Raw genomic sequence first — 12,343 nt, forward strand, 5'->3', positions numbered from 1 at the left:
AGCCCACTTAAACTAGAGGACCCACTATTGTGTAAATTTACTTTTGTAAGTGTTTTTGTTTCTTAATACCTAAACGCTCTTTTATAGCAAATTGAAGTAAGTGTGAAAAATTTATACCTTCAGTTTCTGCAGCATCGTTAAGCCATTTTGGAATGGTTAAAGTCTTCTTAATAGCTTTATTTTCTAATTCTTCTCTTATAAAATTCCTTATCCTTTTATATCTCTTTTGTTATATCCCATAAAACCAACGATAGTTAAAACTATTGAAATAGCCGTTACTATTAAAAGACTTAGATAATTCATCTCTTCAATTGGCAATTGGGGCACAATACCATAAGGTGACAAGTTAGCCAGCCATTCAGGGAAATCTAGTAGCCCACCCAAATATACTACCAAAAAAGAATAACCAAGATATAGCCAGATAAAACTTGTTCCTTGAGGCAAAATACCAATTAGTAGCACTGCAATACCAATCATCATCCACATTGAGGGCAAATAAACCATTGCAGCACCAAATGTTGTACTAAAAGAAATTGGATCCTCCATTACTGCGCTCCCAGCGGACCAAAGGCCAACTACAGTAAGAAAAAGCATTATAAAACCAGTTACAATGGAAATTGCAAAAAAACTACCCATTAACTTAGTGCGTGGTACTGCCCTGGTTAATAGATTTTCCGTACGTTCTTGCTTTTCTTCCCCTCTTAGTTTTAAAATCATAATTAAAGGTGGTACGGTAGCAAATATAGCAATTACAGACATTAACATAGTCAAAAATTGTTCAGTTAGAGAATACCCTTCAGATGGTGGTAACATCTGTTGTATTATCTCGTTATCTACAAAAAAAGTCTCCAAATCACCAAATACTGATCCATAAGAAGCACCTAAAAGCAACATACCTACTGCCCAGGCTATTATAGCAGTACGCTGAAGCCTCAACCCAAGCCCAAGGGGACCTTGCAAAAATGCAGTAGCGGTTTTTCTACCTGGTTTCGACGGAATAAATCCAGCTCCTAGATCACGAATAGAGTTTAAATAAAAAGCAATACCCAATATTACAAGAGATGCAGCTAAAGTTAAAATAACCGGCCACCAATAATTATTAACATAAACTTCTGTGCGTAACACCCATCCAAGGGGCGACAACATAGAAAGAGCTTCACTGCTTACATCTCCAATAGCACGAATAAAATATGCAAGCCCCAAAAAAGCTAACGAAAGACCAATTGTTCCCCGGCTATTTGATGAAATTTGCGCAAATAATGAAGTTAAAGCTGTAAAGAAAATACCGGTTACACCCAACACAGCTCCATACAATATTGAACCCATTAGATCCATACTTTCAATACTTAAAGCAAATAACCCAAAACCAACAATAAGTGCTAATATAATATTCGTTCCAAAAGAAACCAAGGTAGTCCCAATAATATTAGACAATCGACCAACGGGAAGTGATCGAACCATCTCTATCCTACCTTCTTCTTCATCTACACGAGTATGACGTGCAACAAATAATATACTCATAATTGCAACAGCAATTGCTGTGAAAAGAAGCATTTGATGACCCATCATTGCCCCAATAGTATAGTTGTCTAACCCATATCCTGGACCAACCATTGCAGTCATAGCGGGGTTTTTCATGGTTTCGGCAATTGCTTGCCTTTCCATTGCTGTTGGATACAGTTCTGTAAAAGCTGGAGCAACAATCATCGTAATTAAAGTTATAGCAATTATCCAGGTTGAGATGCGAACTCTATCTTGTCGCAATATAAAGCGGGTAAGCTTTCCTGTATTACTGTATATTTTGTTAGACATTATGTTGCACCTCCATCCCCTTCATAATGTCTCATAAATAAATCTTCTAATTTGGGTGGTGCACTTTCTAATTTCAAAATTTCAAATTGAGTTAAATATTTAATGACGTTTCCTAGCTCTTCTGTATCAACCTGAAAAGAAAGTTTGTTTTCTTTTTCTTGTATATCATGAACACCAGTCACTTCATTTAAAGAAGCAACTGGTTTTTGAGTTTCGACAACAACGTTTGTCCTGGTTAAATGACGCAATTCTTCTAAAGTACCTGATTCAATGATTTCACCCTGTCGAATGATACTAACCTTATCACATAATCTTTCCACCTCAGATAATATGTGACTAGATAGTAGAATACTTTTCCCTTTATTTTTTGCTTCCCTTATACATTCTTGAAAGACTCTTTCCATCAAAGGATCAAGACCTGACGTTGGCTCATCTAGTATATATATATCTGGTTCTGCTGCAAAGGCAGCAATCAAAGCAATTTTTTGCCTGTTACCTTTTGAATAAGTTCTGCATTTCTTGGCAGGATCTAGGTCAAATCTTTCAATGAGCTCTTCTTTAAGACTTCTATTATAAGAACCCCTTAACTTTAAAAACAGATCAATTACTTCTCCACCAGTGATATTTGGCCATAAGTTTACATCACCTGGGACATATGCAAGTTTCTGATGAATCTCAACAGCCTCCTTCCAAGCGTCTTTGCCAAATATCTTTGCTTCGCCCTCAGTTGCTTTAAGAATACCCAATAATATTCTTAGGGTAGTAGTTTTACCTGCACCATTAGGACCAATGAATCCATAGATTTCTCCTTCCCCTACTTCAAGGTTAACTTTATTTAAAGCTCTAAAATTGCCAAATTTCTTTGATAAATTTTTTGTATATAAAATTGTCATTGCTTGCCCACCTTTTGCTTAAAGTAAATTTTCTTTAATGCATCCAAATAGTTTACACAAACAACTCTGTTGGTACTAATAAAGTCCAGGGTGCTGTTACAATAGCTAAAATTACAGCTAATTTAAATTTTAACGTTTTATCTTGAATGTATTTAAAGGAGATTTTGTAATTAAAAACATAAATCAAAATACCAGCTATGAAAATACTTAACAGCACAATTACAAACCCCCATATATTTGAGAAAGGGTTGTATGAAATAGCATGTATCACTTCATTCGGGAGTTCAAAAACAGGTAATACTGCCCAAGTTGAAACCATCAATGGTATTACTCCTAAAGAATCTGCCAAAAAGCCTAATATCCAAACCTTTAATATTGTCATTTTATAAAACTGTTTAGTAGATAGATTAGTTGCATCATATCCATTAAATATTTTGAAACCTAATATTAAAATTACACTGTCAATTAAAAAATTACCTAGTATCGAAATAAAAAGAATTGGTGGTACAAAAATAATTAACCAAATAGGAAATATAACATTATAGAGTTTAGTGTTATTCAAGATAAGGCCCCCTTAATATAGACTGTTCATCCTAAGTCTCAAATATAAAACCCTGTATTCATTTTATTTTTTCGACTCCAACTCTTTTTTAAATTTATCTACTTCTTTTTTCAAAATTAAAAAACCCTGCTCGGCTCAACCAAGCAGGGATCACTGCCATCCTTTTTGAACCGGATATTTGGAAAACCCGATAATTTATTTCAAATGTTTTCTACTCGTCAGATTCTTGAGACTGATTTCTTTGCTTAGTTTTGTAAGATTCAACTTTTTGAATTATTTCTGGTACCATATCTACAAGCCTTTCCGCCGAACCCTTACTGGTTAAAGGAAATACACTGAATTCTCCATCTTTTATCACTAAAATAGCATTTGGCGTTATCTTACAGCCTGCGCCGCCTCCTGTCCCTGTTCCATCGTTTCCTTTATCATCTTTGCCTGTCCCTTCTCCTCCACCAAGGCCAAGGGAGACTGATACTATAGGTACCATGGTCACATTTCCTACTACAATCGGTTCTCCAACTACGGTTTCTGTACGGACAAACTTTTCTAACTTCTCTAACAAGTTATTAAACAATTGGTTACCACTGCTCATGTTCTCTTCCTCCTGTCATTTATTTTTAAGAAAAAGCTACCGATTAAGTTTTAAACAGCTTTAGAATCGAGCCTTTTAGCTTTCTTTAAATCTTTTATAAATTGGCGTGATCTTTTTGTTAATAAAAACCTGGCAAGCTTAAAAAGAAGTACACTTAAAACAATCTTGCCTTTAATAGTTAAGTGCAAATCGTAATGTTCCTCTTTCCAATAGGGCTCTATATTTACCTCTATCCCTCGAATATTTTCTTGTATCATATAAATTATAGCAGTAAGATAGCCGTTTAGATGAGGCTCAGAAAAACCAAGTTTTCCTTCTAGCATACATTTATCTGGCTTTAAGATATATATAATTTCCTTAAGCAATTTTATTGCATTTCCTATCAATTCTGAGTCCAATGAAGAAAAAATTTTGCTTAAATTGTACTTTCCTTGTTCCTTTTCCTTTTTCCCTGTTTTTTCTTTTTTCTTCTTTTCTTCTTTTTTCTCTTTTTTCTCTTCTTTGCGCTGACGAGTAAATGGAATTGAAAGGCCAAATAATATAATGTGGGTTTGGAAGGGCTTATCCATTTCGTTGGTCCAATTTCCTTTAATTCCAAGTACGATAAGACTGTTCACCTTAAAACTAAACCATAAATAATCCTTATATCCCCCAACGAATCTGTAATTAACAGGGATAACCAAAAAAAATAAAATTATTAGACCAATAATTAATATTATTGCTTTTATGAGAGTGAGCATAATAATTAATATCTCCAAAAATAATCCTCTACTTCATTGCTGAAGCGCTGAAGCAGGGCATGTACATAGAAACTATAAAATAATTGTCTATTATGATCTAAGGACTAATTAGTGCCATTTACTATTCTTTCCTGTATAATTATACCATGAAATAATCCAGTGAGCAACGATTATTCGCGTTTAAGTAGAGTGTGCCTACCTATAAAGCAATTAAAACTAACATGCTATCTATATTGCTTATATACGCCATAGTGCTATATTACTTTTCGAAGGTATGCATCCCCCTCATTTTTTTACACCGCCCATTTCCTATCACCATTGACACTCCAACACGCATAAATGCGTAGGATTCTTGGGTAGCTTACCGTCCTCAGTCCATTTCTGCTTTGGACAGCTCCCAAGCTAAGGGTATGCCAGTACCCTTCCCATACCAGTGCATATAGCAGTATGGGCTGATAGACTGCAGCTTAAGCTGCTCCATCTATCACAGGTGCATGAATGATATTCATTCCTGCTACCCGGTCTCTGTGCGAACTAAAACCGCAGGTGCATTGATATTTTCTATCTTTAGCTTGATTTAGTACTTCACATATAGGACATGTTTGACTGGTGTATTTAGGGTTTACATATTCTACTGCTATGCCTGCTAATTTCGCTTTGTACTCAATGTATGATGCCAGACGATAGAATGACCATGTATGAAGGTTCTTTTCGTTTTTACGGCTTGTTCTTGCCGTGGTTCTGATATTAGATAGTTTTTCTAATTTAATGATGGAAACTTTATTATGTATTGCAAAATCAACCACTTTACGGCTAATTTTATGATCTTGGTCTTTCATCCAGCGTTGTTCTTTGTCATTGAGGTTTTTGATGGCATTTAATTTTTTTGCTTTTCCTAGTTCACGTCGTTTTGTTTTGAATTTTCTGCGGATATATTTATTTTGTCTGCCGTTACCAGTGAATTTTGTTTTTCCGGTACTTGTTACTGCGACTGCTGGAGTTTTTAAGCCTAAGTCTACGCCCATAATGATATCTGTTTCTTTAGGCTTAGGGTCTGGTACTGTTACACATATTTGGGCAATCCACTTGTTTGATTTCTTTGTGATGCGCAGTGTGCCCAGTTTGTTTTTAAGTAGCTCGTTTTGATATTCGGTTAATACGGCTTTTATGGCTATACGCTTTGATTTAGTATTGATACATACTGGAAATTCTATGGTATTTTCTTTGATTTTGTAGTTTTGATTGTTCCATATACAGACAGGCTTTTTTAGAATAGGGACTCTTTTTAATTTTTTGGATCTACGGTAGACACTTTTGGCATCACGGATTGCTTGATTTTTGACGGCACTTGGCATTGATACTTGGACATCTTTTGATGATAGTTTTAATGCTTTTTCTGCTTGTACCATTTTAGATACTAGGGTATTGACGGTTTTTATGTATTCTTTTGATATATTGATCAGGTGTTTTTCTTGCTCTTTTGTCGGCAGTAGTTTTATTTTGGCTGTTTGTTCCATAAGTTCACCCTCTTGTTTAGTTGATTAATGATACGGTAGTTTTAGTTGTTCTATATTCTTGTTTCATAATTCTATTGTATATGTTTTTTCTTTGCACTGCACGATAATTTATAAAAAAATGGGCTTTCATCCCACGATTGAAAACCGTGGGCTTTTCGCCCTAATACTGTAAAAACTGCACTTATTATAGAACCTGCAACAAGGAGCAAAATTACAAAATAGTTTATCGTTACTACCAGGGGCTCGATTATATCTTTCCCAAAAGGAAAGCTTCGCCAGTCTTCTTTCCCTATAAAACTAACAGCGTACAAAGAAAAATAAGACATACCTACTCCAATCAAAGAATAAAGCCCATCAAATACAATAACCTGGGAGTGAAACAACACTCCCAAAACAAAGGACAATAATGCAAATGCCGCTGTAACCCATAGTGAAATAGTTAGTAGTTTTTTCTCTATTTTTAATTCGCTCATTGTTTTAGTAGATTCACTCCTTTAACGGATCTAAGAATTAAATCTATTATTCAGATTAATGGGCTGATGGTTAACCGGAAAATTTGGGCATAATCCTTCTTTCCCAAACAAAAAATAGATAGGCAAATAGCAGAGTTTGCACAAAAATTTCAGGTAAACCTACAAATGAATCTTGAATCTGCTGAGTTAGCTCGCCATAAATGGCAGGGATACTCTCCTGTCCCTATACCATCGCCAGAAGACCTGCGATGAAAAAACCCACATGAGTAAAAGCATGAGCAATCATAGCAGTCTCCAGGCTGTATCGCCAAAATAGCCAGCCAAAAACAACCCCACCAATGGCATTTAAAAGAACAGTACGAATAATAATAATCGCATTAAGAGGGACCAATGATGCCATTGCAGGAAGATGCCCGATGCCAAATACAATAGCGGAAAGGATAATTGCCGTCCAAACCAGACTTACTGGAGGGTAACTCCCCTTTCGTCGTATCAATAGCCATCCAAGCCAAACCAAGAACGTCATGAACCCCCAACGAAGCAAAAGTTCTTCGGTAATACCTCCATACAAAATACCAAGGCCCAATTGTGCAAATATATTTGCTCCCTGGAGTTCTAAAGCCAAAAATTCTTCCCCCATGAAATTTAAAAAAGCCATGTCTAAAACGATAGCAACTACTGAAAAGACCAATCCGAGGCTAAGTGCCAGTAGCAATTGTGGTTTTAGGCGAGAGAGCACTGGCTTTTCATAGGCAGCTTTTTCGTATATAAAAGAGACAAGTCCAACTCTAGGGGCAAGCAAACATCCCACAGCAGTGGCAATTATCACCAGAAAAATGACCTGCAAAAGCTGTAAGGCAATAATTAGCTGAACAGGTATTGCTGCTAGTTCAGGTTGAAGCTCGCTAATTTGATCAACTTGGGGAATGATATTGAACAAAAGTGAGATTGCCCCGATAAACCCAAAAATAAATAAAGCAAAAAACGGCTTCCAAAAGGGATACTTCTGTTTAGCAATAATTACTCCCATGCTTATCTCTCCTCATAAAACCATATTTTAAAGTTAAAAAAACTACGTCTTCATACTATTGTGGATTAATTATAATTTTAATATCATCTACTTTTTCACTTTCTAGCCACTTTTTAACATCTTCGATTTGCTGTTTTGTTATATAAAGAAATTCTTCTTGTGTGAGCACTTCCTCTCCAAGCGATGTTAGTTGAGGACTATCGGCAGGTAGATTCTCTGATTCAGGAGGTTTATACAAACCGTGTACATTAGATTTTCTTTCAATTATTTTAAAGCCGGACATTTCTTTTACTTTTAAAGTTTTATTATTTTCTAGACCAGTTATTAAATATGGCAATAAATTTTTATTTATCAGCTTTAAAGCTAAAAATTGGCCTCTACCTTTAACTATTTTATAAAAATCATTATTGTCGTCCTTAACCCAATTACCCAAGTAATCTGATAGTTCTTTTTCCATTTGTGTATATTCTTTTAAAATTTCATCTTTTTCCCGCCAGTCTATATTTAGAAATTCTTCATTTTCGGCTAATTTCCCACAAAGATTACATCGATACTTATAAGACAATACAAAAGGTAACCAGGCAAATAAAAATCCAAAAGGAATTATAAATATAAGTACAAGACAAGCAAAAACTCTTAGCCCTAATGAAGAAGCATTTTCTATATTATCACTTTTACAGTCTGGACATAGCTTCATTACGCTTCCTCCTTGCAGATTCCCTTAAAGCACTTTTGGTTCTCCCTGAAAGTTTGATTCTCTTTTCCAATTTCAAAATTTTGTCCTATAAAATTAGCTAGCTCTATCATCAATTTGGTTAATACTATAAAAGCAAATATTATAAATACATTATATATCATTTAGTTTATTTAAATAACGACTGATATTCACCGTGATATTTATACGAATTTGTTTGCATCTCCTCAATCATATTTATCCAATCTTCTGTTGTAACCATTACACTGACATTGTTTTCATCTATATAGTGATTCCTATATTCATCGTCAATAGGTTTGCCTTCATCTTCAGAAATCATAATTGTACCTTTGTAACGTCCTTCATCAACGGTCTTATAATATTCATCTTTTGGTTCAGGTACATTAACACCATAAATGTTTTCTGCTATTACCTCAAGCCATAATTGGTTTATTCTTTTCATATACTCAATTTTTTCTATTTCTTCTTGTTCTAGTTTAATATCGGTTTTGTCTTCATTATTAAAATCATCAAGCATATTCTTAACACTGACACTAAAATTACGAGCCTTAATTATAGGATAAGAATTAGTTGCTAAAGAATTAGGAGGTTCACCACGATTTAAATAAGTTCGGGCTAAATCAAAAGGTCGTCTGAATCCGTAAATAGAACTAAAGTTTCTTTCTAATTCTTCTAAATAATTAAATTGTATTCTTTGTTGTGAGCTTATTTTGTCTAGAATATATTTATTTATAGCCAACTTGTTTGTAATGCTAGCAATGTCATTTTGTATTTTTGAGGTAAGCGTCAAACAGTACCCACCTAGATTTTCTTCATACAATATGCCATAATCTTCCCCAAATAACCACGAAGGGGATGATTTTTTATGGCAAAAACAAATGAACAGTTAAGAGCTGAGTGGAAAGAGAGAGTCTCAGCATTTCGGGCCAGCGGCCAAACAGCAAAAGATTGGGCCAAGGCTAATGGTGTTAAACTCAATCGATTACGCTACTGGTGTAGAAAATACAAAGAAGATGCTCCTTCCAAAGAAACTAAATGGTCACCAGTAGAAGTAGACTATTCAGATGAAAGTAATATTACAGTAAAAGTAGGTAAAGCCTCAATAGAAGTAAAACCTGGCTATGATAAAAGTCTTTTAAAAGACTTAGTTAATACATTGTCTGGACTATGTTAAATGAAGCTACCATAGAACGAGTTTACCTGGCAAGGGGCAAAACGGATCTTAGAAAATCAATTGATGGCTTAGCAGTAATTGTAAAAGAATCCTTTGATTTAGATCCCTTCTCTCCCTGCCTTTTTGTCTTTTGCAACAGGAAAAAAGATAAATTAAAAATACTCCACTGGTCAAACAACGGTTTTTGGCTATATTATAAGCGTTTAGAAGAAGGCAAGTTTAAATGGCCAGATGAAGGTTCTCCTGTTCCTATGAAAATAACCTACCGCCAGCTACGCTGGCTGTTGGATGGCCTCTCCCTTGATCAGGGTGATGCCCATAAAGAAGTAAAGGCAAGAACAATATTATAAATTTTTTTCTCCAAAAAGCCCTGATATTAAAGGGCTTTTTACCATTTAAGTAGAATTAATTAAATATGGAAAATAAATCAGAAACCATTAACCAATTAAAAAATAGATGTGACCAACTGGAACGCCAAAATGCTGATTTAAAAGAACAAAACGACTGGCTAAAGGAACAGTTTCGTCTTAAGCAAAAAAAGCAGTTTGGAAGTTCTAGTGAAGCCACCCCTCCAGATCAGCTGCAGTTCTTTAACGAAGCTGAAAAAGAATCTGATTCTAATTCTAAAGAACCCGAACTGGAGGAAATTACATACAAGCGCCGTAAAAGTAAAGGGCACCGTGAAGACCAGCTTGACGGTTTGCCTGAAGAGACTATCGAGCACCGCCTTTCCCCCGAGGAGCAGGTGTGTTCCTGCTGTGGTGACGAGCTTCATGAAATGAGTACAGAAGAGAGAAAAGAACTAAAGATCATTCCTGCTAAGGCAAGCGTAGTTAAACATGTACGCTATGTTTATGCTTGTCGCCGCTGTGATAAGGAAGGCACTGAGAACTCCATAATTACAGCTTCCATGCCTAACCCGGTTTTACCCGGCAGTGTAGCATCCTCTTCTGCCGTAGCTCATATCATGAACCAAAAATACGTAGATGCTCTGCCCCTTTATCGTCAGGAACAACAGTTATCTCGTTTGGGTATAAAACTGTCAAGACAGACTATGGCTAACTGGATGATAGAATGCTCAAATCGCTGGCTCACTCCTTTATACAATAGATTACATGAACTATTAGTTGAAAAAGACATTTTGCATGCTGATGAGAGCAATCTTCAGGTACTTCGTGAAGATGGTAGGTCTGCAAAGAATAAATCATTTCTTTGGCTTTACCGTACCGGACGAGAAGATGAACCAATAATACTTTATGACTACAGAACCACCAGGGCAAGTAAGCACCCCCGAAAGTTCTTGGCTGATTTTGAAGGATTCTTACAGGTTGATGGCTACTCAGGGTACAATGATTTATCTGATATCAGCCTTGTTGGGTGTTTAGCTCACGCTAGGCGTAAATTTGATGAAGCATTAAAAGCGCTCCCAAAAGACCAACAAAATGCTCAAGTAAGTGCTAAGAAAGGACTGGAGTTTTGCAACCAACTCTTTGCCATAGAACATGACCTTCGGGATAAAACGCCCGAAGAGCGTCACAAAATTCGGCACGAGCGTAGTTTGCCGGTATTAGAAGAGTTCTACGCATGGCTTAAAGAACAAAAACCTAAAGTTCTTCCTAAAAGTGCCTTTGGTAAGGCTATCAACTACTGTTTAAATCAGTGGCCTAAACTTGTGAAGTTTTTAGAAGATGGTCGCTTAGAGTTAGATAACAACAGAGCTGAGCGTTCCATCAAGCCTTTTGTAGTGGGTCGAAAAAACTGGTTGTTTGCCAATACTCCTAAGGGTGCTAAGGCCAGTGCTACAATTTACAGTATTGTAGAAACAGCCAAAGAAAACGGTTTGAAACCATTTGAATACCTCAAATTCCTGTTTGAAAACCTTCCTAATATTGATCTTCAAGACCAAGAAGCTATTGATGAGTTACTACCATGGTCTGATGCTATCCCTTCAGAGTGTAAAATCCAAAAGTAATCTTTATTTCAAGGTGGGCGCTATTTGACGCTCACTTTTTGAGGATAGATAATTTGCATAAGGCGAATTATCTTTATGGTTAGATACTCCATAAACTACTGTGAGTATATTTGTTATTATTAATATAGTAACTATAATTTTAACTTTTTTGGGGTTTTCAAAAAAGATATTAATTTTACTCCATATATTTTTAACCATAATTAGATAACCTCCAAGCTTAAATACTAATTCGGATTTATGTTTATTAATTATTAATTTTCACTAGATTCTTCTTTAATCTCGATCTTTACTGATTCAGTAACTATTTCATCTTTTATAATTGCTTCTTCGTCACTATATTTATCTGAAAACTCTTTTTCACCGTCTATAAGAGTTGTTGTCTTAGCATAAATTTCATATTGTCCTGGATTTTCTATAATTTTCCTTGAATCTTTTACTATTTCATTTAAATTCCTTACTATTTCAATTTTTTCACCAGGTTTAAGATTTGTTTGAGTCTGAACAAGAGGAGGTTCATAAGTGTCAAAATAGTTATCCTTTTCATCAATTATCCGAAATCTAATTATCGACTCTCCATGTAGTAATTTAAGCTCTTCTTCTCCTATATATTTAATTGTACCTTTTAATTCGAATTCTTCCCCAGCCTCAACCTTCTTAGGGCCTTCTATTGACAAAGCAAAATTTGATGTTTGAACTTCCTCCGAAAAGTTAGAGTTAGTATCCTTATTAACATTAATACTGCATCCAAGCAGAGAAAAAGAAAAACATATTAGTAAAAAAATCACAAAAAATGGATGGTATTTTTTAATTTTTACCACCTCCATTTGAATAAGAAACAATAAATATCAACTGCATAGCAGTTA

The 12,343-nt window shown here is 35.3% G+C and carries 15 protein-coding genes and 1 pseudogene; 3 read left to right on the forward strand and 13 right to left on the reverse strand.

The genetic code is table 11. From position 1 onward, the window contains the following. Nucleotides 1-37: 37 nt before the first annotated feature. The 11 genes and pseudogenes from ACONDI_RS15835 to ACONDI_RS09920 form a co-directional block, all read right to left on the reverse strand. Nucleotides 38-199 (reverse strand): annotated as a pseudogene (locus tag ACONDI_RS15835) (type II toxin-antitoxin system HicB family antitoxin); the annotation flags it as partial. Nucleotides 200-207: 8 nt separating this feature from the next. Continuing rightward, nucleotides 208-1,812, reverse strand: coding sequence for an ABC transporter permease (locus tag ACONDI_RS09875; protein ID WP_241078378.1), 1,605 nt, complete (start codon nt 1,810-1,812; stop codon nt 208-210). Beyond that, a complete protein-coding gene (locus ACONDI_RS09880; RefSeq protein WP_241078379.1) occupies nt 1,812-2,705 on the reverse strand; it encodes an ABC transporter ATP-binding protein in 894 nt (297 codons plus the stop codon). The genes ACONDI_RS09875 and ACONDI_RS09880 overlap by 1 nt, the downstream gene beginning before the upstream one ends. Before the next feature lie 52 nt (nt 2,706-2,757). Beyond that, on the reverse strand, nt 2,758-3,267 hold the full coding sequence (locus tag ACONDI_RS09885) for a hypothetical protein (protein ID WP_241078380.1): 510 nt from the start codon (nt 3,265-3,267) through the stop codon (nt 2,758-2,760). 211 nt (nt 3,268-3,478) lie between these two features. Further along, nucleotides 3,479-3,859, reverse strand: coding sequence for a GerW family sporulation protein (locus ACONDI_RS09890; RefSeq protein ID WP_241078381.1), 381 nt, complete (start codon nt 3,857-3,859; stop codon nt 3,479-3,481). 50 nt (nt 3,860-3,909) lie between these two features. Next, a complete protein-coding gene (locus tag ACONDI_RS09895; protein ID WP_241078382.1) occupies nt 3,910-4,617 on the reverse strand; it encodes a hypothetical protein in 708 nt (235 codons plus the stop codon). A gap of 449 nt (nt 4,618-5,066) precedes the next feature. Beyond that, nucleotides 5,067-6,116 carry an RNA-guided endonuclease InsQ/TnpB family protein gene (locus tag ACONDI_RS09900; protein WP_241078383.1) on the reverse strand — a complete coding sequence of 350 codons (1,050 nt, stop codon included), beginning with the start codon at nt 6,114-6,116 and terminating at the stop codon, nt 5,067-5,069. A 71-nt stretch (nt 6,117-6,187) separates the two neighbouring features. Next, a complete protein-coding gene (locus ACONDI_RS09905; RefSeq protein WP_241078384.1) occupies nt 6,188-6,589 on the reverse strand; it encodes a cation efflux transmembrane domain-containing protein in 402 nt (133 codons plus the stop codon). A 223-nt stretch (nt 6,590-6,812) separates the two neighbouring features. Beyond that, nucleotides 6,813-7,619 carry a CPBP family intramembrane glutamic endopeptidase gene (locus ACONDI_RS09910; protein WP_241078385.1) on the reverse strand — a complete coding sequence of 269 codons (807 nt, stop codon included), beginning with the start codon at nt 7,617-7,619 and terminating at the stop codon, nt 6,813-6,815. Between the two features lie 55 nt (nt 7,620-7,674). After that, complete coding sequence (locus ACONDI_RS09915; RefSeq protein WP_241078386.1) at nt 7,675-8,316, reverse strand: hypothetical protein; 642 nt, start codon at nt 8,314-8,316, stop codon at nt 7,675-7,677. Nucleotides 8,317-8,482: 166 nt separating this feature from the next. Next, nucleotides 8,483-9,154, reverse strand: coding sequence for a hypothetical protein (locus tag ACONDI_RS09920; protein ID WP_241078387.1), 672 nt, complete (start codon nt 9,152-9,154; stop codon nt 8,483-8,485). 45 nt (nt 9,155-9,199) lie between these two features. Between ACONDI_RS09920 and tnpA the strand changes: the two genes are divergently transcribed. The 3 genes from tnpA to tnpC all read left to right on the forward strand — a co-directional run bounded on the left by tnpA (nt 9,200) and on the right by tnpC (nt 11,480). After that, nucleotides 9,200-9,508, forward strand: coding sequence for an IS66 family insertion sequence element accessory protein TnpA (gene tnpA, locus ACONDI_RS09925; RefSeq protein ID WP_241078388.1), 309 nt, complete (start codon nt 9,200-9,202; stop codon nt 9,506-9,508). Further along, nucleotides 9,502-9,858 carry an IS66 family insertion sequence element accessory protein TnpB gene (tnpB, locus tag ACONDI_RS09930; protein WP_241078389.1) on the forward strand — a complete coding sequence of 119 codons (357 nt, stop codon included), beginning with the start codon at nt 9,502-9,504 and terminating at the stop codon, nt 9,856-9,858. Before tnpA ends, tnpB begins: the two co-directional genes overlap by 7 nt. Nucleotides 9,859-9,923: 65 nt before the next feature. Continuing rightward, nucleotides 9,924-11,480 carry an IS66 family transposase gene (tnpC, locus tag ACONDI_RS09935; protein WP_241078390.1) on the forward strand — a complete coding sequence of 519 codons (1,557 nt, stop codon included), beginning with the start codon at nt 9,924-9,926 and terminating at the stop codon, nt 11,478-11,480. Nucleotides 11,481-11,483: 3 nt separating this feature from the next. Here tnpC and ACONDI_RS09940 read toward each other — a convergent pair whose 3' ends face one another. Together ACONDI_RS09940 and ACONDI_RS09945 are read right to left on the reverse strand one after the other, a co-directional pair. Continuing rightward, on the reverse strand, nt 11,484-11,678 hold the full coding sequence (locus tag ACONDI_RS09940; RefSeq protein ID WP_241078391.1) for a hypothetical protein: 195 nt from the start codon (nt 11,676-11,678) through the stop codon (nt 11,484-11,486). A gap of 53 nt (nt 11,679-11,731) precedes the next feature. Further along, nucleotides 11,732-12,319, reverse strand: a complete 588-nt coding sequence (locus tag ACONDI_RS09945) for a hypothetical protein (RefSeq protein WP_241078392.1) — start codon at nt 12,317-12,319, stop codon at nt 11,732-11,734. Nucleotides 12,320-12,343: the final 24 nt, after the last annotated feature.

This window comes from Natranaerofaba carboxydovora, assembly GCF_022539405.1.
Lineage (GTDB): Bacteria > Bacillota > Natranaerobiia > Natranaerobiales > Natranaerofabaceae > Natranaerofaba > Natranaerofaba carboxydovora.